26 protein-coding genes are annotated in these 25522 nt (G+C 32.9%); 8 read left to right on the forward strand and 18 right to left on the reverse strand.

The annotated features are described in order from the left end of the window. Window positions 1-564, forward strand: a complete 564-nt coding sequence (locus LO744_RS11500; RefSeq protein WP_230669413.1) for a conjugal transfer protein TraO — start codon at window positions 1-3, stop codon at window positions 562-564. 9 nt (window positions 565-573) lie between these two features. Then, complete coding sequence (locus LO744_RS11505) at window positions 574-1020, forward strand: DUF3872 domain-containing protein (RefSeq protein WP_262908713.1); 447 nt, start codon at window positions 574-576, stop codon at window positions 1018-1020. A gap of 234 nt (window positions 1021-1254) precedes the next feature. Here LO744_RS11505 and LO744_RS11510 read toward each other — a convergent pair whose 3' ends face one another. Continuing rightward, window positions 1255-1512 (reverse strand): hypothetical protein, encoded by a 258-nt coding sequence (locus LO744_RS11510; protein ID WP_230669415.1) that lies wholly within the window; start codon window positions 1510-1512, stop codon window positions 1255-1257. Between the two features lie 513 nt (window positions 1513-2025). Here LO744_RS11510 and LO744_RS11515 point away from each other — a divergent pair. Together LO744_RS11515 and LO744_RS11520 are read left to right on the forward strand one after the other, a co-directional pair. After that, window positions 2026-2727 (forward strand): META domain-containing protein, encoded by a 702-nt coding sequence (locus LO744_RS11515; protein ID WP_230669416.1) that lies wholly within the window; start codon window positions 2026-2028, stop codon window positions 2725-2727. Between the two features lie 323 nt (window positions 2728-3050). After that, a complete protein-coding gene (locus tag LO744_RS11520; RefSeq protein WP_230669418.1) occupies window positions 3051-3899 on the forward strand; it encodes an alpha/beta hydrolase in 849 nt (282 codons plus the stop codon). Window positions 3900-4091: 192 nt separating this feature from the next. Here LO744_RS11520 and LO744_RS11530 read toward each other — a convergent pair whose 3' ends face one another. Then, window positions 4092-4556: an AraC family transcriptional regulator gene (locus LO744_RS11530; RefSeq protein ID WP_262908714.1), complete on the reverse strand. Its 465-nt coding sequence runs from the start codon at window positions 4554-4556 to the stop codon at window positions 4092-4094. A gap of 40 nt (window positions 4557-4596) precedes the next feature. Then, window positions 4597-5007 (reverse strand): single-stranded DNA-binding protein, encoded by a 411-nt coding sequence (locus LO744_RS11535; protein ID WP_230669420.1) that lies wholly within the window; start codon window positions 5005-5007, stop codon window positions 4597-4599. A gap of 531 nt (window positions 5008-5538) precedes the next feature. On the opposite strand from LO744_RS11535, the gene LO744_RS11540 reads away from it, so the two are divergent. Together LO744_RS11540 and LO744_RS11545 are read left to right on the forward strand one after the other, a co-directional pair. Further along, window positions 5539-5808, forward strand: a complete 270-nt coding sequence (locus LO744_RS11540) for a DNA-binding protein (protein WP_230669422.1) — start codon at window positions 5539-5541, stop codon at window positions 5806-5808. Between the two features lies 1 nt (window position 5809). Continuing rightward, entirely contained in the window at window positions 5810-6088 is a 279-nt protein-coding gene (locus LO744_RS11545; RefSeq protein WP_230669424.1) for a hypothetical protein, read from the forward strand. 110 nt (window positions 6089-6198) lie between these two features. Here the strand turns inward: LO744_RS11545 and LO744_RS11550 are convergent, their stop codons facing one another. Further along, window positions 6199-7530, reverse strand: a complete 1332-nt coding sequence (locus LO744_RS11550) for a site-specific integrase (RefSeq protein ID WP_230669426.1) — start codon at window positions 7528-7530, stop codon at window positions 6199-6201. A gap of 183 nt (window positions 7531-7713) precedes the next feature. Here LO744_RS11550 and LO744_RS11555 point away from each other — a divergent pair, with 183 nt between their 5' ends. Both LO744_RS11555 and LO744_RS11560 read left to right on the forward strand, forming a co-directional pair. Next, window positions 7714-8067, forward strand: a complete 354-nt coding sequence (locus LO744_RS11555; RefSeq protein ID WP_230669284.1) for an ISAon1 family transposase N-terminal region protein — start codon at window positions 7714-7716, stop codon at window positions 8065-8067. A gap of 4 nt (window positions 8068-8071) precedes the next feature. Next, window positions 8072-9040, forward strand: a complete 969-nt coding sequence (locus LO744_RS11560; protein WP_230669283.1) for an ISAon1 family transposase — start codon at window positions 8072-8074, stop codon at window positions 9038-9040. Window positions 9041-9581: 541 nt separating this feature from the next. On the opposite strand, the gene LO744_RS11565 is transcribed toward LO744_RS11560, so the two are convergent. From LO744_RS11565 to LO744_RS11630, 14 genes are all read right to left on the reverse strand, one after another. After that, a complete protein-coding gene (locus LO744_RS11565) occupies window positions 9582-9938 on the reverse strand; it encodes a hypothetical protein (protein ID WP_230669428.1) in 357 nt (118 codons plus the stop codon). Between the two features lie 73 nt (window positions 9939-10011). Further along, window positions 10012-10272: a helix-turn-helix domain-containing protein gene (locus LO744_RS11570; RefSeq protein ID WP_230669430.1), complete on the reverse strand. Its 261-nt coding sequence runs from the start codon at window positions 10270-10272 to the stop codon at window positions 10012-10014. A 363-nt stretch (window positions 10273-10635) separates the two neighbouring features. Then, window positions 10636-15786 carry a helicase-related protein gene (locus LO744_RS11575; RefSeq protein ID WP_230669432.1) on the reverse strand — a complete coding sequence of 1717 codons (5151 nt, stop codon included), beginning with the start codon at window positions 15784-15786 and terminating at the stop codon, window positions 10636-10638. Beyond that, on the reverse strand, window positions 15779-16459 hold the full coding sequence (locus LO744_RS11580; protein ID WP_230669434.1) for a hypothetical protein: 681 nt from the start codon (window positions 16457-16459) through the stop codon (window positions 15779-15781). The genes LO744_RS11575 and LO744_RS11580 overlap by 8 nt, the downstream gene beginning before the upstream one ends. A gap of 70 nt (window positions 16460-16529) precedes the next feature. Further along, window positions 16530-17720, reverse strand: a complete 1191-nt coding sequence (locus LO744_RS11585) for a hypothetical protein (protein ID WP_230669435.1) — start codon at window positions 17718-17720, stop codon at window positions 16530-16532. Window positions 17721-17902: 182 nt separating this feature from the next. Next, window positions 17903-18523, reverse strand: coding sequence for a hypothetical protein (locus tag LO744_RS11590; protein ID WP_230669437.1), 621 nt, complete (start codon window positions 18521-18523; stop codon window positions 17903-17905). A gap of 133 nt (window positions 18524-18656) precedes the next feature. Next, a complete protein-coding gene (locus LO744_RS11595; protein ID WP_230669439.1) occupies window positions 18657-19187 on the reverse strand; it encodes a tRNA (adenine-N(6)-)-methyltransferase in 531 nt (176 codons plus the stop codon). A gap of 21 nt (window positions 19188-19208) precedes the next feature. Further along, a complete protein-coding gene (locus tag LO744_RS11600) occupies window positions 19209-19901 on the reverse strand; it encodes a hypothetical protein (protein WP_230669441.1) in 693 nt (230 codons plus the stop codon). Beyond that, a complete protein-coding gene (locus LO744_RS20410) occupies window positions 19891-20730 on the reverse strand; it encodes a M23 family metallopeptidase (RefSeq protein ID WP_317207251.1) in 840 nt (279 codons plus the stop codon). The genes LO744_RS11600 and LO744_RS20410 overlap by 11 nt, the downstream gene beginning before the upstream one ends. A gap of 41 nt (window positions 20731-20771) precedes the next feature. Further along, entirely contained in the window at window positions 20772-22760 is a 1989-nt protein-coding gene (locus LO744_RS11610) for a type IV secretion system DNA-binding domain-containing protein (RefSeq protein WP_230669443.1), read from the reverse strand. Between the two features lie 5 nt (window positions 22761-22765). Continuing rightward, complete coding sequence (locus LO744_RS11615; RefSeq protein ID WP_230669445.1) at window positions 22766-23074, reverse strand: hypothetical protein; 309 nt, start codon at window positions 23072-23074, stop codon at window positions 22766-22768. A 1-nt stretch (window position 23075) separates the two neighbouring features. Continuing rightward, window positions 23076-23963, reverse strand: coding sequence for a DUF4138 domain-containing protein (locus LO744_RS11620; protein WP_230669447.1), 888 nt, complete (start codon window positions 23961-23963; stop codon window positions 23076-23078). Between the two features lie 4 nt (window positions 23964-23967). Then, window positions 23968-25173, reverse strand: a complete 1206-nt coding sequence (traM, locus tag LO744_RS11625; protein ID WP_230670556.1) for a conjugative transposon protein TraM — start codon at window positions 25171-25173, stop codon at window positions 23968-23970. Beyond that, a complete protein-coding gene (locus tag LO744_RS11630; protein ID WP_230669448.1) occupies window positions 25169-25522 on the reverse strand; it encodes a hypothetical protein in 354 nt (117 codons plus the stop codon). The genes traM and LO744_RS11630 overlap by 5 nt, the downstream gene beginning before the upstream one ends.

Here is a 25522-nt window from a genome sequence, read left to right on the forward strand (position 1 = left end):
ATGAAAAATCTACACCTCTGGATAATCGGATTATTGCTCATGAGCTTAACGACAACAAATGCTCAGCGGTTAATTCCTAAACAAAAAGCGATTGAATTGAATACAGGACTAGTTTTAAATAACTCTAAGAGTGAGAATTATTTTGTCAGCGCAGGAATGACAATTCAGTCCGGAAAAGGAAATTATAGTTTTGTTGGCTTCGAGTATAATAGAGAAATACAGAATTACAAAACGGTCACCATCCCTATTGAAACATACATTGCTGAAGCAGCTTACAGTTTAAATCTAATAGCTGACCGAAGAAAAAATGTTCTTATTAATTTTTCGTTATCCGCAATAGCTGGTTTTGAACGTATCAATAAAGGAGAAGAATTACTTTTTGACGGAGCTATGATTTTGAGTGAATCCAATTTTGTGTATGGTGGAGTAGGTAAACTTTCAGTTGAAGTTTATATTTCAGACCGCATTGTTTTAATTCCACATGTTAAAACAAAAGCGTTGTGGAATACCTCCCGTGAACTGTTCAGACCATCTGCTGGATTAGGCATTAGAATTAACCTTTAAAATTTAACAATGAAAAATATAAGAAAGCAAATTAAAAGAGGAATTGGTTTATTACTGATTATTCCTGTCATGATTCTTTTTGAGTTAACTCTCTCATCATGTTCAACAGAAGAAATAGAAATACAGCAGAACTTTCCTTTTGAAGTTTCAGTCATGCCTATTCCAAAAGATATTGCGAACGGTGAAACCATTGAAATTAGACTCAAAATTATTCCAAAAGGGAATTTTTCTGAAACCAAATACTATCTAAGGTATTTTCAGTTTGATGGAAGTGGAACTCTTCAACATTCTAATGATCCACCTTATCAGCCTAATGATGCTTATGAACTTGTTAAAAAGGAATTCAGACTATATTACACTTCAACATCAAATGTCTCGCAAAGTTTCAATGTCTGGATATTTGATAATTTTGGAAATGAAAAGCATATTAGTTTTCAATTGAATAGCAAAAATTAGCACTTATAAAGCCTACTTTTCTAGTGGGCTTTATAATTTTAAGATCAAATATATTTTTATCTTTCTGCCTAAATATTCTGTAGGTAAGAGCCATTAAATTCTTAAAACATAAATACTTCTTTAAAAATTGATTTTTAAACTGTTTTTTCTTTTGATGTGAATATTTTTCTATAGTCACTTCTTTTACATTTATAGATTCTTTTACTAAAACACTCAGGTTGAAATAGTAAATTCTTATTTGATGAGAACTACATCAGCAATGTCATTTTCATCAAATCCTATAAATGTTTTCTTTCTTCTAAACAAAAACATTCTCACAGAATAAATTATATTTCCTTCAGAATCCTCAACATATTTATTTCCTAATATTGATATTATTTCAGTTTTTGTTTTGCCTGTCAATTTTATATTTTTAGAAATATAGTCATTATTGTTTTTCCTCATCTTTACTAATTCATTGGTGTTAAATAGTTTTGGACAGTTTTCATTCATCGATTACCTGGAAATTTATTTTTCATTACTTTCATTTTTTTATAATTTCTTTATCTGAACATTCAAAATATGATGATAACCTTAAACTCTGAGTTGCGTCAATTCTAGCAACACAAACTCATTAAAACATTACCTATCATCAATTTACCTCCTAAAATATCTACAAATCTATTATTCTAAAACATAGATACTGTTTCAAATCATTGGCTCATCGTTCTGCCAAATATTTAAAACAGTATTGGTTACAAAAACAGATAAGTACATAAAAAACATTTCACTTTATTTTTAAGCTTCTGAAACATGCAGCAAACTACATATAAAACAACAAAAAACACAAAAACACAATCATTTATCATCTGAATGCTTTTACATTTAATTTTTTTACAATAAATTTACAATTGAATCACTAAATTAATATCGATGAAAAACTTATCTATTTCATTTTTTTGCTCCTTTCTATTATTTACTGCATGTACAGTATCAAATAAAACCACTACAGAAAACAAAACCAGTATGATTACAAATTCTTTAGTCGATACTCAATGGAAGCTTATAGAACTTAATGGCAAACCTGTTGACGACAAAATAAATGGCAAAGAACCATTTTTAAGACTTCAGCAAGCAGACAAACGATATATGGCTTCAGCAGGTTGTAATGGTATTGGTGGACAATTTACCCTTTTGGAAAATGGAAGAATAAAGTTTTCTCAAGGTATGTCTACAATGATGGCATGTGAAAATATGGAGGTCGAAACTCAACTTGCGAATGTATTGATAGCAGCAGACAATTATACTATAAACGGAAGTACTTTATCATTAAATAAAGGGAGAATGGCACCTCTTGCCCGTTTTCAAGCAATTGAAGCGTCTACCGCTAATAATGAATTGAACGGAACCTGGGAAGTTGATTATGTTTCAGGATCAAGAATAGCTTTTGACGGCTTGTATCCTAACAAAAAACCAATCATTACATTTAATACTGCAGACAATAAACTAACGGGAAACAGCAGTTGTAATAACTTTAATACTACTTTTAAAATTGATGGAAATTTCATAAAATTCAATAGCCCAATGGCTACAAAAATGGCGTGCCCAGGAGAAGGTGAAACTGTTTTTTTTAATACGCTTAAAACTGTTAACAAATATGATGTTAATGGTAATACGCTAAACCTTATCATGGGAGATATTGCCGTAATGCGTTTACAAAAGAAATAAACGATGACCTAAAAGCATCATTTTAAACACAATCAATTTAGCTAAGCTCAATCACTTAGCTAAATTTGACACTATCTCGCTACATTCATTATTTTGTTTGAATGAAAGAACTCGTTTTTTTTGAGCTTAGCAACATATTACAGTAATTTACGATTAAATTGCCGTGTTTAATTTTCACTTAACAATAAAGCAGAAATACTATGTTCAAGAAAGTTGTGGTTATGCTGTGTATCTTTATTGCACTAATTTACCTCGCATTCCAAATATCACCTTGGCCTGCTGCTCTGGTTATTCGAAAGCTATTTGATAGTAATGGTGAAAAGATGAATAAAGCATTACTGAAAAATGTTCCTGCTGAAATAATCTCTGTAAAAAATCAACAATACGATCTAAAAAACACTTCTTTACTATTTGATGTCTATTACCCAAAAACAGATTCTCTACTTCCTGCTATTATCTGGACACATGGTGGTGGCTTTCTTTCAGGAAACAAAGGGCAGATAGAAAATTACGCCAAAATTCTCGCATCAAAAGGCTATGTCGTGTTTTGTTTAGATTACAGTATTGCGCCTGAAAAAAAATATCCTACTCCTGTAATTGAGATAAATAAAGCATTGCAATATATCTCGACACACCATCAAAAATATTTTGCAGATAAGAATTTCATTGTTTTAGCAGGAGATTCAGCTGGTTCTATGATTTCGGCACAGGTCGCTAATATTATTACAAATCCTGAATACTCAACCATAATGAAGATACAGCCCGGAATAGATTCTGAGCAATTAAAAGGATTATTGCTTTATTGCGGTTTTTACGATTTGAATCTGATTATAGAAAATGGCACTTCTGGTTTTTTTCTAAAAACGGTCGCATGGTCATACTTTGGAAAAAAAGACTTCAAAATTGATGAATCTCTAAAAACAGCTTCTGTTGGCAATTATCTCACAAAAAAATTTCCTCCTGTTTTTATTTCGGCAGGAAATACTGACCCCCTACTTTATCAATCTGAATTTTTTACTCAAAAATTAAAGGACAACGGAATTAAAACACATACATTGTTTTTTGAAAGAAACCTTTCTCCTGGGCTCAATCATGAATATCAATTTAAGATGGATCATTATGGCGAACAAGCTTTAGGTTGCTCTTTAGGGTTTCTTAATTCATTAAAATGAAGAATCATTACACAACAATTCAAGAAAAGAATGTATATCCGTTTTCACTACTATTTTATAATTTAACGCAAAAGCAAACAAAGAATATTAAAATTTCATTGTTTTAAAATGATACTAAAGGGCGTAAACTTAGCAAAGAAATACAAAAAGTTATAAAATATGAGAAATTGCGGACAAGCAGTAAAAATAATCTCAATTTCTATTGTTAAGGATATTTTTTCTGTAATCTATTGGTGAAATTTGATAATAGATATTAAATGTTCTGTAGAATGACGAGCGAGAATTAAAGCCACTTTCCATCCCAATTTCTTCAATAGCATCAAAAAAAGAAAATGCTTCACGGTTTTGTACAATGTGGTAATCTTTGCCGACTACCCCTAAAACGGTATTGTTGTCGGTTCTGATATTGGCAAAATAGTTGGAAACTTCCAATTCGGAATTGGTTATTTCGATACCGTCGGCTTGTTCAATAATGCCCGAGCCTTTGGTAAAAATAGGCGATTTTTCTACCTCATAATCCAGACCTGCAAATTTGATTGCTTCTTCACTCGTTGGATGTTCCTTGACAATTTGTCCCAAGCTGTGCCATGCTTTTTCTTTGACGCTGAAAAAAGAATATTTTCCTGTTCTGTTGTTGAAATTAAGATTGTGTGCCATGATGTTAATATTTAATTGTTAGAAATTTTGTTTTGTAGTTTTAAAATGGTAAATCGTCATCTTTGTCGCTGTTATTCTCATTGGATTTCGGTTTGGCTTCTTCTGCTTTGTGTTGAGATTTGACAGTGGTGTTTTCATTCTTTTTGCCACCGCCATGAATTTTTATTTGTGAGGTGTGAAAATTCATTCCTGCGTGCGGTTCTCCGTCTTTTCCTATCCATGCTGTTGCGTAAGCTCTGCCGTTGAGTTCTACCAGAGTTCCTTTGGTTAAGAAGTCGGCAACCTTTTCAGAAATCCAGTAGGAGCATTCAAAATAGGTGGTCTGTTCAATTTTTTCGCCTTGTTTGTTGCGATAGTTGTCATTGGTAGCAATAGAGAAATTGACTACTTTTTTGTCTTTCGGCAAGTTGCGGACTTCCGCATTTCTTGTCAGTCTTCCGATAACGTTCATAACTGTTTTGTTTTAAGATTGTACATTTTGATTTATTCTCAATCTGTTCTCCGACCCATCTCCTAAAAGCCTTTCAGGCTTCGCTGAATATTTTTCAAAAGAAAAACCGGAAAAAAGAAAGCAGATAATCAAAGCGGTCAATGCTGAAAGCCAAAAGGAAACGGAATAATTGGAGGGCACCTTCAGGGAGGAAACCGTTTATGCCGTAGTCTTTTGGCTGGGAATGGTGATGCTGGCCGCTCTAACTTAGCTGCCTTTTTACAGGTTGATTATGAAAAGAATTCTCAATGAATCAATCCGATAAAATCCAGCATTTTTAGGGATTTATAATGAAATATAAGAGCAAAAGAGATTAATAACAGGAATTTTATTTTTTGACTAAGAACAAGCAAACAATTTATGTGATGGTACATAGAGAGTTCATGATTTAATTATCATAGCTTACCATTTAATGCCAAGTTAAGCTTCACACTACCTAATGTTGTAATACATTAAATACAAAAAATAACTTTATTTTCTAAAATTGAAGATATGGAAAATATTACCCGCGCAGATCTAAGGGATCTAAAGATTGAGATTATCAATGAGTTTAAAAGAATTGCCGCAGAAGAAATTTCTAAAGATTCTTACACTGAAAATGATTTCGAATGGCTACGAAGTAAATCAATCAGGAAGATTATGAATATTTCCCCAGCGACTTTACAAAACCTACGGGTAAGTGAGAAAATAAGATATAAAAAAGTAATGGGCTCTTACTATTACAACAAAAAGGATCTTTATAAACTATTTGAATCTGAATAATATGGATCGTAAATGGATTAATTTTTTGCAAAAAATTTCTGATGACAAAAGACTGAATGTATGGCATATTGCTATTATTGTAGCAATTATCCAAATTGCGATTGCCCAGAATGATATAGATCGAATTAAAATCAGTCGAAGTAAACTGATGAAAAAATCACATATCAAAACCATTCCTACGTATCACAAATATTTTAGAGAATTACAGCTTTTCGGCTATACAAAATATACACCTTCCTATCATCCACAAGGCAGGAGTTATATTGAGATATTTTACTAATTTTTTTGATAATTAAGATATTTACACTCATTAATTTTTCAGGGCGTTCTTTCCATTTTTCAGAAAAAATCCGTTAATTTTTTATTTAACGGATTTTTATTGTTTGAATTTTATTTCATCTTTAAAATCATATTTTTAACTAACTCAAAATCTTTGAGAATCCTAAGATCCTCTTCATTAAGAATTTGAGAAAGTCTTCCCGTGTCTGGTATTGCCACCTCATTCTTATCCAACTTCTGCTTGAGTTTCAACATTTCGCTATTGATCATTTCCTGAGTTGTCAATGCATACTGCTCAGTTTGAGTAACAGAATAATGCCCCATCATTTCCTTTACAACATTTATCGGCACACCGTTTTTCAGAGTAACTGTACTGCCGAATGTTCTTCTAGCTCTATGGGTGTTCAAGTCACCGTCTATCTCGCATAAAATTGCAATCTCCTTCAAATATTCATTCATCTTCTGATTTGACTTTACAGGCAACACTAAATTATATTCTTTGCAAATAAGATCATCCTTGTACTTTTTCATTATTTCAATAGCATTTTTTAATAATGGAATATTTGTGGAAGAGTTAGTTTTTTGCCGTTTCGACATAATCCACATACTGCCATCAATTTCAATTTTGATATCTTTATAAGAAAGTTGCTTAATATCCATGTAAGCCAAACCTGTGTAGCATTGGAAGACAAAAATATCTCTGATCGCTGTTAAGCGCTTAGTTGAAAATATTTTATTTTCCAAGACATTCAGTTCATACGTACTCAAAGGTTTTTTATCCAGTTTTGTTTTTTTGGCCTTAAATAATTTGAAAGGATCTTTTAAAATTATTTCCTTTGCTATTGCTCGAAGGACAATCTTCTTGAAATTGGCAATATACTTAAGGGTGGTATTATTAGAGCATTTTCTAACAGTTTTTAAAAAAAAATCATATTCTGTAACAAAAGTATAATCAAGCTCTCTAAATTCAATATCTTCACGTTGATAACGATGCTTAATGAATTCTTCTACATGAGATCTTGCAGTGACGTATCTTTTATAAGTTCCGATTGCGAATTGTTTGTTGTCAACCAACTGTAGCATTTCATCGTTATGATTTTGAAATTCTTCTAAAACCATAACTCTGGAAACATCTTTTCCTTTAATATGATCAATTATTTTCTGTGCAGTGGCGAACTGACCACTATTATGCAGCTCAGTCCGCAATTTGGTAATGCTTAAGACAATAGAATCTAAAAAATAGTTGAGTGATCTCGCATCCTCCTTACTACCACTAGCTCTTTCGGTTTTTTGATTCCAGCGATCCAGTTCCCATCTAAGCATGGTTGAAACCTCTTTTGAGATTCCGTCAACGGTAACTCTTAAATAGATTGTTCTATTAGTTACTTTCTTCTTACTTGGCGATTTTAAAAAAAATGTAGTGCCAAAACTTTTTTCTAACATAATTCAAAAATTTCATTTAATAAATTTCGAATTAAATTGCTTATTAATCAAGACGTTAATACCATTTACTAGTTTGATATTCAAATGGTTATAACGTATTTTGTGGCACGAATATTTTTACTGGTCGTTGTGGGCTCAATGCCAAAACCTGGGGAGAAAAATAAAAATACTTAATTTTGGGGTATGATTAACGATGCCGGGCTACTCAAATTATTATTACCAGAATATTTAATCGAGCACTTCGATATTATAAATTTTGAAGAAGAAAACAAAATTTTACATCTTTATTTCGAAGAGAAAAGTAGGATTCCAAAAGAGTTTTCTTCTTTAACCTTGTATTCCAAAGGTTTTTTAGAAGAAATTACGGTGGATGATTTTCCGCTTCGTGGAAAAACCGTAAAACTCCACATCAAACGAAGAAGGTGGACAGACACGAAAACGGGGAATATTCTCCAAAGAGATTGGACTCTTATTGCCCAAGGAACACGCATGACACAAGATTTTGCCGAGTTCTTAAAAAAAATCTGCCGATGCTAAAGCCTTGTCCTGCAAAACCATTGGAGAGCTTTACGGTGTGGAGGGCAGAAAATTTCAAAGACAGTACAAACATTCCCTCAGCGATTTTAAAAATTGGGAGCAAAAACCGCACGCCGAAGACTGGATTTTGCATCCTCAAAATATTTCAGAGCAGCTCTCTCTGGATGAAGTTGCCCTTTCTGATGGCGAACTCTATACCGTTCTCACCTCAAAAAAGGGAAAGGGTAGAAAAGGCTCAATTGTAGCCATTATCAGAGGAATACAGAGTGAAACAGTAATTGAACATCTTTTTAAAATCAACAGAAAATTAAGAATAAAAGTAACGGAAATTACTTTAGATATGGCTGGGTCTATGAAACTTATTGCCAAAAAATGTTTTCCTAATGCAACACCGGTTATCGATCGCTTCCATGTTCAGAAACTCGCCACAGAAGCCCTTCAGGAAATAAGGATTAAGCATCGCTGGCAGGCCATTGAGCAAGAAAATAACTTGCTCACGGAAGCGAAACAAAAGAAGCGAAAACCTATAATTAAAGTTTTTGAAAACGATGACACCCGAAAGCAACTTTTAGCAAGAAGCAGATACCTGCTTTATAAAACTAGAGAAAAGTGGACTTTATCACAAAAACAAAGAGCAAAAATCCTATTTAAGGAGTATCCCGATTTAGAAAAGGCGTACAATTTATCAGATGGGCTCAGGAAAATTTATAATCAGAACATTCAAAAATCTGTCGCTATGTTAAAGTTAGTCCATTGGTTTAGAGAAGTGGAAGAATCTGGATTTAAATCCTTTAATACCTTAACAAAAACTATTATGCATAACTACAACGGCATTCTCAATTATTTTAACCAGCGAAGCACAAATGCTTCAGCAGAATCTTTCAATGCCAAAATAAAAAACTTCAGGTTACAACTTCGAGGTGTACGAGATAAAGCATTTTTCCTATTCAGATTATCAAAACTTTTTGCCTAGTCCCCAGGTTTTGGCATTGATCCTCGTTGTGCCACGATTTTGCCACAAAAATTATGAGTAATTATAAAAATTTTGCGCATCTTATAAACACAAAAAAAGCTGTAAATCGTTAATTTACAGCTTTTTAAATAAATTTTTGAGCGTTTTTGAAAAGTTTGCTTTTCCTACTCTGCGGAGAGAGAGGGTTTTTGTAACTTCTTCTCGTCCTTTTATTGATAAGCGTTTCGCTGTAGCATCTTGTGAAAGGCCTTAAATAGGACATTTGCAAAAAGCGGTAAAATCCATTATAAAAATTTTACGTAGTAAAAGTAGAAATTTTCGTTCGGATTCACAAACATTTTTTTGAAAATTCACTCAGATTCAAACATCTCAAAGTATGAAATTACGAGTCGGTATTTCGTAATTTAAACACTTAACTACAAGACCTGAAAAAATTATCTATTTAAGAAAATCTGGATTTATGATTTTGAAGTTATTTGTTAAAAATGATTTTTGTATCAAATGAAAATTTTACTCAAGAAAATAATCAATGCCTCGAAATCTATAGTTCAATAAGCTTGGTACAATCTATTTTTATTTTTGTTTGCTTTAGATGAGGTTTTAATTCATCTGTGAAATCCAACATAAAAACTTGGCTTCCTGTGAATGGATTGTAGGATGGTTGATAATCTATATATCCTAAAGAATGTAGATTCTTTAGGCATTTATGATATGTCGCTCTTGAATATATTTTACTTATCCGCATAACTTCATCTCTGGAAATATTAATCGGATTTCTGAAACGGTTGAAGTTCCAAAATTGAAATAAAGCTATATATAAGCTAATATGTGTAGGATTTAATGTTTTGTCCTGAGCTACTTTTTCAAAAAAACCTGTTAAATGTTTAATGTAATTCATTGCGAATAATGATTATTAGTTGATAGAAATTTCTCATACGTCAGAATGCCAGCCAAAGTGCGATATACTAAAATTAACCATCGCTGTTTAGCAATTCTTCTATATCTTTATAATTATAGTATAATGTTGCCCCGACACGAGTGTAGGATATTGTTCCCTTGTCACGAAGGGTTTGTAGGGTTCCAGAGGAAATTTTTAAAAGTTCTTTAACCTCTGATGAACGTAGCCATAATTTCTGTTCTGAAGTCTTGATTTTAAATAATTTTTTAATATCTTCAAGCAATTCACTTTTAAATTCTTGAAGATCCTCTGTGGTAATGATATTTACTTTCATAACTATTTATTTCACTTTGTTATTGATTAAAAATTAATGTAAAGTTGAAGTATATGAATAGTAAAAACAATAGTACTCAAGAGTTTTGGACTGAATAAGATGAATATGGAATGTTTAAAAAAATGTAGGAACTAATAACGTGTGTTTTGTGTCAATTACTATTGTCCCTGAGACAAAGAAACATTTACCATCAAAGTTTTGCATCAAGAAAAAACAAATGACAGAATTGGGAATTAATGATACAAATCTATATCATTTTCAATGGATAAAGGTTTCAAACCCTATTATAAGCTATTGATTTTATGAAATTTGCAACATTTACACTTCATATATGATTGATTCGAAATTGATTTTAGAAAATCGTTATCGTTTTCTAGAAAGTCCCAAATTTTGATCTTGCCTTGGAATATCATTAACTTTTTTTTGATCTGGAATCTCCAAGCTCATATTATTTATTTTTAAAAACTGAACATTCTCAATAGCTCTTTCTTTTATGTAATCCCAATGTTCATTAATCTTCAGTTGTTGCTTTTTTTCAATAATATATTGAATTGTAAGATTATTCTTAACCTCCGGAAGATCTTCAAGTTGCTTATCCAGTTCCGCAATTTTATCTTCGGTAGTTTTGGTTTGAAATTCAATTTGAGTAACATTTATTCCTTTTTGAGCCAAATTATCAATTACTTCTTGAACTTGAGCTTTATGCAGGGCTATTGTTTTCTGATAAGAAGGGAGCTGATTTTTCCAGTAGTCAGAATCTCCATCTCCATTTTTTGAATAACCTTCAATCCTGTTATAAGAATGTTCAGCTTTTGTAACCAATTCTTTCACTTTTATGAAATCTTCATACTTTCTCAAAACAAATGCACTATCTGCGAGTTGTTTATTTTTCTCACTTTCAATCCTTTTTTTCATCAATTCAATTTCAATATTTGCCCTGGTTTCAGGATTTGTTATGATGGAAGTTTTCAATTCCTGTGTACTGATGTCTGAAATATCCAAAACATCTGCGCCTTTTTTCATCGCTTCCAAATATCTTGCCTGCTTAGCTTGCAACTTTTGAAGCATAAAAACATCAATACTGTCATTGGTCAGCATAAAATTTATTCTTACATTTTCGTTTTTATTTCCTTGTCTGTGTGCTCGTCCTTCCACTTGTCGCAGGGAAGTAAAATTGTAAGGCAAAGAAAGAAAATACACATCCGTGGTATTTTCCTGAAGATTCATTCCTTCTTGAATCGCCTCACTTCCAATAACAACTTTTATTTTTCCCTCATTAAAATCATTTTGGATATTTATTCTTTGATTTTTATTGATTGCCCCTGTAATAACTCCAATTTCTTCCGGTTTGTAACCAATTTCAGTAATGAGATATTCTTTCAGCTTTGAAAATTGAGCAACAGCTAATTCAGAATATATAATTTGTCCCGATTCCGGAATGTCCTTTTTATTCTGAGCGATTAAATCCATCGTTTGTTTCAACTTCGGAGAATTTTCAATAAATTCTTTTAAGGTTGGTTCTTCATCTTCATAATAAGGCGAGAGATAAGGTGAAATGGCGATGAGACGGGCATTGAGAATATGTGTAAGAATTGCCCCTTTTTCAGTTTCATTGAAATTTTCATTAAGTAGATCGTATTGTTCTTTCGTCAGATCGTTCTGCTCAATTTTATATTCTTTATTGATCTTACTAGGACGGATCAATTCCGGATTATCTTCTTCTCCTTTGATGTCAATAAATTCAGATAAGAGCTGTTGAAAGAGAGAATTATTTTTAAATCTTCTAACGTTGGCTTTGAATTTCACATCGCCTTTTGCATCGATCTCCATATCATTATCCGCTTCCATAAAGGTTTCAAAGAAGGTATTGACATTGAAGTAACCTGATTCCTCCAATCGTTTATTTGCGATCAGTGATAAGATGGAATAATATTCTAATGGTTTATTGGTGAAAGGTGTTGCAGATAATAAGGTAACATTTCTTCCGTCGTTTTTATCCTGTATATATTGACATGCCATCCAAGTATTAATCCCCAGTTTGGAGGTCTGCTGGTTCTGACCTCTAAAATCAGAAGCAAATCGTCGGTCTTCAATCTTTACTTTTCCAACGATATGATTGGCGTTATGAACTTCGTCATAGGTCAAATGGTCAAACCCAAAATCTTCCCAGTCGTAGATTTTCCCACGTTTCATCTTACCTTCAATCTCTTTTTCTTTCTGCAGCTCAATTTGAATATCCCTTTCTGTATTGGTAATACTTTTCAACTCACTTGCAGAGATATAATTGAATTTTGAACATAAGCTTTCGGTGATCTCATTAGAAAATCCAATGTTATTAAAACCTTCATAAGTAACGATGGTAATTTCTCCGTCCTTATTATCAAATTTTGAAAGGTCATAGTCTATGCCAAGATTTCCGAGCACATTGACTTTAGCATTGGGAATGATTTCAAAAATCGTTTCTACCCATTGCTTCAAAATACTGTCATTTGGAACTACGATGAGTGGTCTTCTTATATTTCCTCTCCCCATTGCTTCGTGCATTGATAAGATTCCCGACAATGTTTTCCCAAAACCAACTTCGTGCGCCAGCAAACCAACACCTTTTGTGGTTTGTCTTCCAATTCCTGCTTTCTGAACTTCGGTCAATCTAAGTTCTTTGCCTTTGAAATTTAGATGAATTTTAGAAAACAAAGGAAATTTAGAATAATCAGGGACGTGAATGTTGTTATAATTCCTGTTGAATTCTTTTACAAATCGATCTCTTATTTCATCGGACAATTCTTCTCTCAGAAATTTATAAAACAAATCATTGGCAGCTGCTTTTCTTCTTTCTCTGACTAAAGCATTTCTTTCTTTATCACTTCCCGTGACCGTTTCGTTATCTACGAAACTTTTGACTTCCCAAGCAGAAGAACCTGCAAAAGCTTCACTCGGTAAATTGCCAGCAAAATCCTTGAAATTTTCTGCAAGATTATAATTTTCTGTTACAAGTTCTGTAGCTCTTGAAGCGGAATTGTATCTTAGCTTCTCAATAGTTCCCAAATCAAATTTGTGGACAAATTCGTGGTTAGGACTGATGAAAATCTCATCAAGTGATTTGGGCTTTGGCAAAACATTTTCTAAGAGTGCTTTTTGCTTTTTATAATATTTCTTTTCAAGACTACCTATTCCCCAATCTTCAATAAAATCTTTTTCTAATTGATTTAACTTTTCATAAATATTTCCTTCGACATAATAAAAATCGTGAACATATTCTCCATTATAATAATTAACGAATTCAAAATGTCTTGAATAATTTTTTATAATTCCATCATAGGAGGTGGCTTTAAACGCTGCAATTTGTTCTTCAGTAATGTCAGAATTATTTTGCAGAGAAGCTTCAACAATTTCATCAGCTTTGGAAAATTGATATTTTAAAATACCTTTCTTGATTTCCGGTTTTGTCTGGAATTTATATTCCGTATTTTTTTTTCCGTTTTGAGATTGGATGATCTTATCCGCTTTCTGATGAATTTCCTCAATGCTTTTTTTATTGAATTTTTTAGGTTCATCAATAATTTGGGATTGAAGTTTCATGTATTTATCGATTTCTTTTATAACTGCAGGAGATTTGAATTTGATATCATCTAATTTGGAAAGAACTTCACTAATTTTCTCTTGAACCTCGGTTACATTCCATTTAGTTGCATTTTTACTCACAAGCTTTACCGAACTTTCGGTTATTGCAGTAATTTCTTTTTGTCTGGATTCTTTATTTTCAACCTTAATTTCAGAATCATCTAAAAATAGATCTTCAAAAAGATTTCCGATTCGCTGAGTTTCTTTCCTGTTTTTAAACTGTTCAATTTTAAATAAGGCTTCCTCTAAGCTTCCGTATACGTATTCTTCCAAACGACCGAAACGGTTGGTTTTTTCTTTGGTTTCACCTAAGATTCTATCCGGATTAATTTCAAAATATTCGGAAATGTCGGTAGGTATTTTTTGAGAATCCTTTTTTAAAATGATAATATCCGTTCCGATTTGCGTTTCTGCAAAAGTACCAGTTGGCAGCCTAAAGCCCTCCAAAATATGGGCGTTTGACAAATTATTTTGTCGGTTTAACCAACCTGATGGAAGCACCATTGCTAAAATTCCGTTTGGCTTTAATGAGTCCAAAGACCGTTTAGTAAAATAATCTTCGTATTTAGAAATTTTCGGTTCTTCGCCCAAACCTTTATACAATCCACGATGTTCACCATAAGGTGGATTACCAATAACCAGATCATATTTTTCAGAAAAGTTTTCAGATTCCTTTTTGTTTCCTTTATCATCGATGAATTCAGTTTCAAAAGAACGAAGGTTAACATTCGCTTCAGGATGAAGTATTTTTGCAATTTTTGCGGTAGTTTCATTGATTTCAAAACCAGTAATAGCAGTTTTTATTCCTAAATCTTTCGCAGCGTAAAGAAAATTTCCCGTTCCAACACTTGGTTCTAAAACTGAAATTTCAGTTTTATTTTTAAATTGGTCTTTAATTAAATTGCGAACAGCATTAACGATTTTAGAATGTGTGTAATATTCATCTAAAATTCCTCTCCCCTCTTTTGCTGTTCCGCCACTTTGGAATTGGCTGCAAATTTCTTTTAGATCATCAGTAATTTGAAGGTTTTCTTTCAGATTGATTTTGTGATTGTCAGAAACAAAACAAGCTGAAGAAACCACTTCTGCAACTTGCTCATTGGTCAGTTTTTGACCTTTATATTGTTCTATAAGGTTTTCTACATCGGAAACTGGTCTTCCTCCTTCTCTTCTATCGGATACGATTCCGCCCAAGGAATGTTCTCTTCCCTCATTTTTTTCATCATCTTGCGGTTGTGTTCCGTCATCGGATCCTCTTCTTTGTTCTCCGTGGTTTCCCAAATTGTTCCGCTCTGAGCCTGCAGATCCATTTCCAGCATCGTTGCTGCCCATTCTTTGTCTGCCGGAGTAATCTCCGTTTTGCTCGGATTGGATGTTTTCGCCAAGTTCTCCAAAATTTCTTCCAGAAGACTCGGATCCCAAGTGCTGAGTGTCGGAAATTTGGTCGGATTGAGTGCTGTCGTTTTCATTGATTAGAATTTTTGGTTCAACTAAATTAAGATTTTTATTTTGGATGTGTAATTTTTTTTGCAGATACTCAGTCAGGTTATTATTCTCATTTTCAGAAATTTGATATCGTGGACGAATGTCTTTGATATTTTTGTTTTTAAATTCCGTAAGCATTTTTTTGGTTGCTGCATCTCCTGTTCTGCCTCCGTTAAGGCAAAGAAATATCTTACCCTCAAAATTCTGATACCTATTTAGAAATTTCTTCGCATTTACAATATAATTTAAAGTAATAAGGGTTCTGTCATTGCTTTGATTGTTTAATTTCAAAAGCTCCAGAAATGAAAGCGTATCGCTCCTATTTTCAAATAAAATGATTTCATCTTTACTTCCTTCAAGTATAGAAATATCTTCATTGAAATCGGCAGTATTGAATGATCTATTCACTTTTTCTGTTTTTTATGAAATGATTAAAGTCAAAAATTTCTTTGGCTTCTCTGTCCCAGTGTTTTCTCGCTATTAATTGAAGCGTCACAAATATGTCGGTCTTTTTATTGTACGAATCGATACGTTCCAATCTGCCTTTATAGTCTATTTCTGCGTGTTTATAAATTGAATAAGGTAAGATGGTATCAGTTGGATAAATATAAAAACGCGTGTACATCCAAGGTGAATTGATCTCAAATCGTTTGTATTTTTTCTTGAATAAAATCGTGTCTGACAAATTTTTTCTGTTTCTGTAGTTGGGGATGAGCTCCTTAGAAAATAAGATTCCTCCTTTTTTGTTTTCAACCGGAATCGGTGTATGTTTTTTTGTAATTTCAGACAAGATAATTTTACTCGCATCTTCATTTTCAATCGTGTAGCATAATGAATCTTTAATGAAGTGAATTTGTTTCGTTATTTCGGGTGCATCAATATCCGGAATTCTTTCTATAATGGAATCTCCTGAATAATTGAGGCTCGACAAATGAAAACTCTGTATTTTGTTCAGATTTTTAGAAGCATCGAAATAGACATTAGAAACAACATCGATTCCGCCTTTTTTCGATTTGATCTCTTTGTGGCAGGAAATCGTTGTAAATAAAAAAATTAGGATTGAAAATAGTATTTTTTGCATCATTTATAGGTTTTAAAAAGCGGCAAATATTTTAGAACTTACCGCTTTAATGATTGTTGGGTACTGTTAATTATCGTTTAATACTCTGTTCTTTAGCATTGCTTTTTTCTTGTTTGTTGTCATTCTCTATGCCTTCCAAAGGTTTGTTGGTATTAATCCGACTCATATCCTGGTCGTACAGGTTCAGATTTTTATATTGCGGATTCAGAACTGCTTTTCCTTCTACAACCTTATCATCCAGTTCAAATTTCACTTTCACCACATTTCCTTTTTCCAAAGATTTTATCGTGTTTTCTTTGTATTCAGGTTTATCAAAAATGAGATTGGATTTTTCGACTATGTTAGCCGTGTCTACACCATAATTTTTGTAAAAATTCTGAAATTGATAATTTCCTTTTTCTGTTTTTGGTTCGAGAAAATCAAGTTTGACAAAGGCTGGTTCCTTTTGATTGGTTTTCGGATTCTGAAATTCAATTTTTACTGCACGCCCTTCAAGCAAATTAACCGCTTCTTTAGCAGTGAATGTATTTTCCCGATTTACAGGAAAATTATGGGAGATATTTTTTGCTTTCTCAGTATTTAAAGTAGCATTATAGGAATTAAGAAAAACACCTCCATTTTCCGTTTTGTTGAATTTTAGGGTAAAATCTACTTGGTTTCCGGGCAACGCCTTGTCAGAAGACGTTTTAATCTCAAACTGCGGTTTGACTGATTTAATGCCTTTTTCAAGATCTTTGTGAAGTTTTTCACCTTCTCCGAAACCAAGGTATTTTAATTGGTCTTTTAGGTATTGTACCTGATCGAATTCTTTTAGTGTTTCCATAATTTCTGTATTTTGATTGTTAAAATTTATATCACTGGTTGTTAATGTTCTATATGATGGTAAACTATCTTCATCCATATAGATTTTTAATATTTCATAGGATTTGCCATACCTTTGTTTTTCCAAAAGGCCAAAAGCTAATTCGTATTTATCATTCTTTGATAGATTATGTCCATCAAGTGTATCAGGAATTTTATCCAATTGTTTCTTCGTCAGAGTAAAGTCTCCATCTATTGTCGCAAAATCCTCTTCTTTTGAAAAACTCTTTCTTTGCTTGTCGGTTATGCTCAGATTTTCGAGGATGAATTTATTTTCCTTATTAAAGATTATGTAATTGAGTAGATTATTTTTTTCATCTTCGGAAAGCTTCGGAGAAAGATCATTTTGTGCCGCTCTTTCTTTCAGATCATTTTCAGCATAGGTCTTAAATTCATTCAAACTTTTAGATCACTCATAAAAATCTTTCATACCTGTCCAACGATTGTCCAATGTTGGTGACCTATATTCCTGAGTTTGCATATCATAACTATAGTAATTGTAGCCGCTTGGACTTTTTAGTGAACCACTCCCATCATCATATTCCCGCCAAATTCAGCCGTCCGGAAGATCAGATGCGGGGACTAAAATTTCGCCAAAGTCTTCTTCCGAAAACTGACCATCAAATTCGGGACTGTTTTCTTCCCAGTCAAGTTGACGGATACTATTTGGTCTTCCGTATGCTCTTCAATAAATGGCGTTATTTCAATTCCCAACTTTTCAGCTTCAATCATATGTTTCAGTAGATGATAGGCTCGCCTTTCATCGATTTGCGTAAGCGTTAATCCTGAACTCAAATCCGTTCTCTTTTCCAATTCTTTTACCCATAAATCAGATAAAAACTTTTCTTTTTCTAATTCATTTTTAATGCAAATTTCAAATTGATTCGGAATATCTTGATAGATATAAGTGTGCTTATCTGAAAATTCTAATAAATCCATTTGACTAAAAAAAGCCTTCAAAGAAGAAATATATAATGAGCATTGTAGTCTGTTTTTATATAATACTGCTATTTTAAAAGCATAGCCCTCTTTTGCCTTTTCGTAATTCAGTCTGTTATATATTTCAAGAAATCGTCCTTGCGTTTTGGAGAGTCCTTTATTCAAATATTCTTCAGTATTACTTTCAAACTTTTTTATAAATTTTTTATATGCCGGAATTCTTGTTGTGATATGTTTTTCAGACCAGGACAGTTCGTTTTTCATCCGTGTATGATTATGTTTGTTTGAATTAATAAAATAACTAGTAAATTGAACCTTAGTAGAAATAAAACACTTAAAATCAAAATTTCAGACATTTAAGTTACTCTGAAATAAAATCTGAACACGACGTAAAATGCTAATCTTTAGGGATGGCTTTTGTTGTATTAATCGTATGCATTATTATTTGCTTCGGTAAAAAATTCCAACAATAATAACTGCTGCTAAACGTGATTTTATTGTTTACTATTCCTCGACAGTTGAATCTGACTCTTTTATCAAACATTAGTAATTGTAACTCTTTTTGCATAAAAAGTTGTTTTGGAGCAGCATCATTTAACCAAGTATTTGACATTAGCAATGCAAAAGGTTTATTGAAAGCCATACATCTTTCAAAAACTTTTCTTTTATTAGTATAGGGCGGGTTTGATATGATAATGTCCCAGTTTTCTGGTTCATATCTATAAAAATCCTTACCATTATCGATATGTGAAAACTCAACTTTGTTTGTTTTAGAAATCTCTTTTACAAATCTGCTATTTTGTGTATCAAAGGGGCACCAGATAATGGCATTTTTGGGTATATATTCTATGATTGGAATAACTGCATAGTCTGGAGTATGGCATTCGTCATTATTTCCCTTTGAATATAAAATTTCATTACTCTTCATAATTATTGTTCAAATAAAAAATTACCTTCCTCTGCCTTTGGGTCTGTGTAGTTCTTCTTCCTCTTCCCAGTATCGCCTGGAATTTTGATACATATCAGGGTCATTGACATTCAGCTGAATGTCAGTTTTATCCAGTTTTTGAGTATCATTTTGCTTTTTAGAAATTCCATCAACCGTCCCTATTTCTTTAGCTACAATATTCAGATCATTGGTGATCTCTTTTGCCATTTCCGGGAACTGGTCAATTTTATACTGAAGGAAAGATTTTAGTTTTTGAAGTTCAGTTTTGTAGCGGTTAGTTTCAGCGATATCTCTTTTATCCGCGATAATTGCGGTGAGTTCTCTTGTATTTTTGATCAGGTCAAATTCAACCACCTTATTGGTTTCTTTGTCGAAAATGAAAGCCTTTTTTTCATAAACCATTTCTTTCTCTGATTTTGAAAGGTCTTGAATATTGGAATATTCAATATTGGCTTTACTGTTTTTAAGAATCTCATCAATACTTTTATCTCGTTCCAAAAAAATGACCTTCAGTTTGGAATTATTTTCAGTAAGCTGAAAAGTAGCCCTGTTTTTGTTGTGGTCTGCAACGATGGTGTAGCCTTTCAGAAATTTCTGAACATCATCTGCATTTAATTTTTTAGAAAATGATAGATCTTCATTGATTATTCCGTATTTCTTTAGTTCGTCTGTTGGTAAGGTTTTAGTGTTCATAATGGTTTGCTATTAAATTGTTTACTTTTATGAGGTCGTTTAAAAATTGAGAAGGATTGATATTTTGTCCAAATTCCTTCACCGAAAAATGCAAATGTGGTCCCGTGGAGTTTCCGGTATTTCCACTTTTACCAATAATAAATCCTGCTTTTACTCTATCTCCAATCTTATAATAGATCTCGGATAAGTGCATATAGGTCGTTTCAAAACGATTGAAATGTTTTACTTTGATGAAATTTCCGCCGCCTTTAGGATCCCAACCTGTTGCAGTTACAATACCATCTATTACGGAATAAACATTTTCATAGCTGGCTTTTAGGTCGATCCCGTTGTGCATTTTTTTGCTTCCGAAAATGGGATGCGTTCTGGTTCCATAAGATGATGTCACTGTTAATTTATTTTTAAGTGGCATTACAATTTTTGAAAAATATTCTGTTGGTTCATCTGCAAAATCATAAGTCCTAACTGCATTCTGTTTTTTTAATGTTTCTCTTTTCTTTTCGAGCTGATTCTGAGTGAGCTGCGTTAAAGAAGTTTTCAGTTTTTCAATGTCATTTATCCTTTCATCCTTTACACTTCCATATTCTTTAATCAGCATTTTCAAGGAATCTATTTCTTGCTTTAAAGCTGATTTTGTTGTGATGTTTAAAATTTGTTTCCAAAATTTTTTATCTTTTTTTTGTTTCGCCGGGTCTTCTTGATCAGATTTTTCAGCAATTTTTAGATTTTCAGATTTCTTTGGTAATGTTGGTATCAACGTATTGAACTGGGCAAAGGAAAACCCGCTCATTAGTATGAAACCCAACAATATTATTTTTGATTTTTTCATCTGTAGATATTTTTGTTTTTATTTTTGGTGATTTCATCAGATTATGCTTTAACTAATTCGTCAACAATCAACTCCACCTCTTTGTTAATTCTTCTAAAATTGGTCATCAGCACTTCTTCTTTACGGTTAACCCCTTTTTTATCTACAAAAGAGTAATATGACGGCATTTTCACATAGTTGCTTTCTTCTTCTTTTATCGTTTTCATATCCAAGTTGATCTTACCACTAACCGCAGAAGTCTTGTATTCTTCTGCATCATTTTCTTCTCCCTGTGCAATCATTCCAACCATTTCTCCGGTTTTCAGAGCTGCAATTTTTCCGGCAGGGATCATATTGTCCATTTTTTCATTAATGCTGGTCGTAGTTCCTTGTTGTGAAATGGATTGTGAGTATGACTTCTGTTTAATTTTTCCGAATAATTTTTCCAGCCAATCAAGTGTATTTTTGTCTCTGGCGGATCCGGAAAGAATATTTCCAACAATTGCAGAAATAGTATCGGCAACTTCTTTTTTATAAAACTGACGAAGTTGAGGAAGTTCCTGAAGACCGAGTAAAACAGCCACCCGATTGCTTCTTGCGGTAGCAACGATGTTATCAATCTTATGAATGTAAATCGTTGGAAACTCATCGGCGATAATTCCGCCAGGTAAATTGTGTTTGGAATTGATCAGTCTTAATGTTCTGTTTAATACTGATGAATAAAGAGCCGAATTAATATCCTGTGTTCCGGGATCTGATGCTAAAATGATGATGGAAGGGTTTTCTCTGTCTGTTATTTTTAATTCAACTTCATCACCCGAAAAGACCCAAAAACTTTCTTTAGTTGCCAGTCTGGAAAGAAAAATTTTTAATGTTCCGACTTGTCCTTCCAATTGGTCAAAAGCTTTGTTTTCATAAGCAGATTTGAACGGAGAAAGCAAAGAGAAAATTTCTTCATTAGTAAAAAGGGTATCAAAAATTTCTTTATAACTTCTATTCATAAATGAAAGTATGTGCGGTAGATCTGAATATTTTCCGTTTTCGTGAGTAGCAAAAAAATAAATGCAGGATGAAAGGAAATTGATCGCAGATTGAGTGAAAAAAGCATCAGAACCACCACCTCCAGAAGAACCTCCTTTTTGAAGGGAAGAAACCATCGATTCTGCCATTTCCTGCGCTTCCGCCAAAGTTTTTACATATTCTTTTTTGAATGGGTTGACCCGTTTTGATTTTTCAACCTCATTTAGATTGATGACGTGAAAATTGTAAGCGTAGTCTGAATCTTTACTTTTTTTTAGTAAATAATGATAGTAGGCAATTTGTGCTAAATCCGGGAATTTAAAATCGTAAATACAGAGACAAAACCCTTTGGCAATCATTTGTCTGATGGCGGGATTTATAACCCCAAAAGTTTTTCCGGATCCTGGCGTTCCTATAACTATCGTTCCACGAAATGGATCTATATTTATTACGCCTTTATTTAACTTTCCTTTCCATCTAAATTCATAAGGAATATTAATGCTTGTAGGTGTATTTACCAATTCTTGGTTTTGGTCAAATGATTCCTCTTCTATGTTCCATCGGTCTTTCCCCATCTTTTGCTGCATCAGTTTTGAAATACTGTCAGCTCCCATTTGCAGAATTACCGCTCCCAAAAATGAAAGGATCGCATAAATGACTTGATAGAGATTAAAGCCCGGAAATACTTTTGGAAGTTTTGTATCTCCTGCCTCATTCTGCCAAATCAATGAAGAAAATAGCATCAGTAATCCCAAAACCATCGGGATAACAATCTCAGTAGCGATATTTAAGTCTTTCTTTTTCTTCGCTTTTGTTCCGATGGCAACCAATCCAATCAAAATCAATGTTGCAAATTTCGCATTGATCGGAGGATAAATAAAACTCAACTTTGAGAAATTTTTCAGAAGGTTGGATACTACTGGAACATCGGCATTTAGGTAAAAAAGCGAAGCACAATCTAACGCAACGACCGCATACACTGCTTTCTGCAGGAATCCGTAAATCTTGATCTGATGTTGTTGCTCTTGCATTCTTTCTAAATATTATTTTCTTTTAATTTTACTTTTAATCTGATCATAAAATGTTCTTCATTCTCAAAAAACACTCTCGCTTTGGATATGTTTTTAAAATATTGTTGTCCAAATTCATTTAGAATACTCTTTTGCTGATGTGATAGTATTTTCTCCTGCATTATGCTTCTGATGGACTCACTTTCTTCCCATCTGATAACTGCTTTCATCTTATTATCAAGCAAGTATTCCCCGATATCATCTATTCCAAACGAAATTGCTTCCTGCCGAATTTCTTTACCCTGGGATCTTGATAATTTTATGGTGTATTCCATTTCAGAAAGTATCGGCTTTGAGAATTTCAGAATAATTGACTTTCATTTCAATGGTTCTGCCTGAGAGTTGTTCTTCTATCAGACGAATCATCATCACCTTGGAGTTGGGATAAGTGAATTTTTTGAAAACATAAATGTTCCTGAAATTTTTCCTGAAGTGTTTTTGAGGATTAAGCTGTAAAATGGGAATCAGTTCTACACTCTGGTTGTTGGTTGCCTTATGGATTTTTTTGTCCTCTAAGGAGAATTTTAAATCTTCAATATCATAGCTCAGATTAGAATTATTCTTGATAGTCATATCTAAAAAAATATAGTCACTGATGACATATACATTATTGAGCTGAAAGCCGAGTTTCAGATTTTTTTCTTCCCGAATCGGATTTTTCTCAGATTTTTTCTGAATAATATCCATCGCAAACTTTCTTAACTCAAGATTAGAAAATGTTATTTTTTCAAACTCAACGGGTTGCATTGCTTCGGGTTGGATATGGATATTGGTAATCGTGTTTAGATTATCCTGATTTCGATAAACCACTTTGTACTGTGCAATGAAAGACTGTGCAACAACGGTGATAATACCAATATTACTTCCATTGGTATAAATATTACTATTGGCGTTAACGATAGCTTTTTTTAGTTTCTCTTCTTTGGTAGCAGTAGTATTATCCGTGATTTTAATTCTGGCAATATTTCCAGCCGGAAGATCTCCTGTTAATTGTTCTGTTGACAAATCCACATATTGTATAGGCTCTGGTGAAATAATATGCAGGTTGATGCCTTCAGTCAATTCAATCTCCGGTAAATCGGAAATAATTTGTTCCTTGGTGGCGGTTTGTGCCGTTAATAAATTTGCAATAAATAGTAACAGAGTGTATAATGTAATTCTCATTTGTTTATTTTTTTTGTTGGTTTTGTGAATCTTTCAGTTGTTTTTCGTCGATCAAAAAGACGTAAGAATTGTATTTTAGTTTTGCTTTGTTTTCTTTGATCAGATTGGCAATTGATTTGGAAGTTGAAGTAAACAAGCTGGTTCCAATACTTGAGAAGAATCCTTTCCCACCCATATCCATCTGGGTTCCCTGAACCGAATTACTTCCCATCTCCCGCATCATATCTCTGAAAACACTTTGCGGAACGTACAGTCCTTTCATCCCATCAATATCATAAATGGAAAGGTTGACAGGAAAAATTTCTCCTTTGGTAAATACTGATACAATACTCAGATTAACTCTTTGCATTGAAAATCCTGAGATCTGCCCATATAATATTGAACCTTTGCTTATTTTTCTGTTTCCGACAAAGATGTCTTCCAATAATCGGAATCTGATTCTGCTTCCGAGAAAGCCTTTGTTATTCTCGTCAACAACAGCTTTAATAAAGCTGTTTTCTTTTTCCTTATAAAAAGCATTGAACTCATTGTTAATTCCTGACTTGCTGACATTGAACGTGGAATTAAGAAAATCTTCCATTTTGTCTTTATTTGCTTTGAGTTTTTGCTCAGCCGCCAATTTGTTTTGATACTCAGGATCACGGGATTTTTCTAAAGAATCCATCACAAGCATTTGTTCTTTCAGGTATTTTACAGGATCTGGCTGGACACTTTGTGGTTTTTCTTTTGGTATATCTCCATATTTGTTATCGTCTTTTCCATAAGATTTTTCATTCAACATTTTGATGATCTCTGAAGACCTTTTATAATCTTTGTCATCCCGTTGCTGATTGGGATTGTAATAGGAAGATTGATCTCCTTTTGCCTGGTATTTATTCTGTCTCCCGTTGACTGTCTTTAATGAATCAATTTTTCTTTTTTGGTCTAATGATAATTGATCATCGTAGCTTAATAAACTGTCTGATTCCTTATCTAAACCACCAAGCATCGTTCGGTTGTCTTCTTTTTTAAAGAATTCATCATAAGCATCGTTTTTAGTCATAATAGAATCCTGCGTATCGCCCAATGAGAGAGACAATTCTTTTGGTTTATTTTTTTCAGACGTGTCTTCCTTCATAAACTGCGCTCCCACATAGCCGAAAAGAAAAAGAAATGGCAGAGCCAAAAGCGGCAAAACGTATTTTTTATCTTTAAAATTGATTTTTTTAATGTCCATTTTTTAAATTTTGATATTGGTTAAACAGATAGTCAATTCGTAAACTGTCTTCTTTTTTCAGAGTATTTTGGTCTCTTTTCACTTTTAAAATTTTGAGTTCGTTCACAATCTGCTCCATCTCTTTATCATTGTTCACGGGAAAACTTTGATTCACCTTATTTTTAGAATAGAGAACCGGAGGTCTTATTTTGAAGGCTGTTTCGGAAGGAAAAAATATACCCTGAATAATCGATGCTATAAAAGAGACTGACAGCAGGATCATTGAATAGGTAAAGAATTTCTTCGGATTTTGAACTGCCCATTGTATCCATTTTTGTCCCTTTTGTTTTAATATATTACTCAT

It is taken from the genome of Chryseobacterium turcicum (assembly GCF_021010565.1).
Classification (GTDB): Bacteria; Bacteroidota; Bacteroidia; order Flavobacteriales; family Weeksellaceae; genus Chryseobacterium; species Chryseobacterium turcicum.

What these genes read in the sequence shown, in the direction of transcription:
- LO744_RS11590 (WP_230669437.1), bottom strand. Translation starts at nt 18,523, where the DNA reads ATGAAAAACGAACTGTCCTGGTCTGAAAAACATATCACAACAAGAATT.
- LO744_RS11510 (WP_230669415.1), bottom strand. Translation starts at nt 1,512, where the DNA reads ATGAATGAAAACTGTCCAAAACTATTTAACACCAATGAATTAGTAAAG.
- LO744_RS11600 (WP_230669441.1), bottom strand. Translation starts at nt 19,901, where the DNA reads ATGAACACTAAAACCTTACCAACAGACGAACTAAAGAAATACGGAATA.
- LO744_RS11515 (WP_230669416.1), top strand. Translation starts at nt 2,026, where the DNA reads ATGATTACAAATTCTTTAGTCGATACTCAATGGAAGCTTATAGAACTT.
- LO744_RS11545 (WP_230669424.1), top strand. Translation starts at nt 5,810, where the DNA reads ATGGATCGTAAATGGATTAATTTTTTGCAAAAAATTTCTGATGACAAA.
- LO744_RS11505 (WP_262908713.1), top strand. Translation starts at nt 574, where the DNA reads ATGAAAAATATAAGAAAGCAAATTAAAAGAGGAATTGGTTTATTACTG.
- LO744_RS11520 (WP_230669418.1), top strand. Translation starts at nt 3,051, where the DNA reads ATGAATAAAGCATTACTGAAAAATGTTCCTGCTGAAATAATCTCTGTA.
- LO744_RS11540 (WP_230669422.1), top strand. Translation starts at nt 5,539, where the DNA reads ATGGAAAATATTACCCGCGCAGATCTAAGGGATCTAAAGATTGAGATT.
- LO744_RS11555 (WP_230669284.1), top strand. Translation starts at nt 7,714, where the DNA reads ATGATTAACGATGCCGGGCTACTCAAATTATTATTACCAGAATATTTA.
- LO744_RS11580 (WP_230669434.1), bottom strand. Translation starts at nt 16,459, where the DNA reads ATGCAAAAAATACTATTTTCAATCCTAATTTTTTTATTTACAACGATT.
- LO744_RS11630 (WP_230669448.1), bottom strand. Translation starts at nt 25,522, where the DNA reads ATGAGTAATATATTAAAACAAAAGGGACAAAAATGGATACAATGGGCA.
- LO744_RS20410 (WP_317207251.1), bottom strand. Translation starts at nt 20,730, where the DNA reads ATGAAAAAATCAAAAATAATATTGTTGGGTTTCATACTAATGAGCGGG.
- LO744_RS11615 (WP_230669445.1), bottom strand. Translation starts at nt 23,074, where the DNA reads ATGGAATACACCATAAAATTATCAAGATCCCAGGGTAAAGAAATTCGG.
- LO744_RS11530 (WP_262908714.1), bottom strand. Translation starts at nt 4,556, where the DNA reads ATGGCACACAATCTTAATTTCAACAACAGAACAGGAAAATATTCTTTT.
- LO744_RS11595 (WP_230669439.1), bottom strand. Translation starts at nt 19,187, where the DNA reads ATGAAGAGTAATGAAATTTTATATTCAAAGGGAAATAATGACGAATGC.
- LO744_RS11565 (WP_230669428.1), bottom strand. Translation starts at nt 9,938, where the DNA reads ATGAATTACATTAAACATTTAACAGGTTTTTTTGAAAAAGTAGCTCAG.
- LO744_RS11550 (WP_230669426.1), bottom strand. Translation starts at nt 7,530, where the DNA reads ATGTTAGAAAAAAGTTTTGGCACTACATTTTTTTTAAAATCGCCAAGT.
- LO744_RS11610 (WP_230669443.1), bottom strand. Translation starts at nt 22,760, where the DNA reads ATGCAAGAGCAACAACATCAGATCAAGATTTACGGATTCCTGCAGAAA.
- LO744_RS11535 (WP_230669420.1), bottom strand. Translation starts at nt 5,007, where the DNA reads ATGAACGTTATCGGAAGACTGACAAGAAATGCGGAAGTCCGCAACTTG.
- LO744_RS11570 (WP_230669430.1), bottom strand. Translation starts at nt 10,272, where the DNA reads ATGAAAGTAAATATCATTACCACAGAGGATCTTCAAGAATTTAAAAGT.
- LO744_RS11620 (WP_230669447.1), bottom strand. Translation starts at nt 23,963, where the DNA reads ATGAGAATTACATTATACACTCTGTTACTATTTATTGCAAATTTATTA.
- LO744_RS11500 (WP_230669413.1), top strand. Translation starts at nt 1, where the DNA reads ATGAAAAATCTACACCTCTGGATAATCGGATTATTGCTCATGAGCTTA.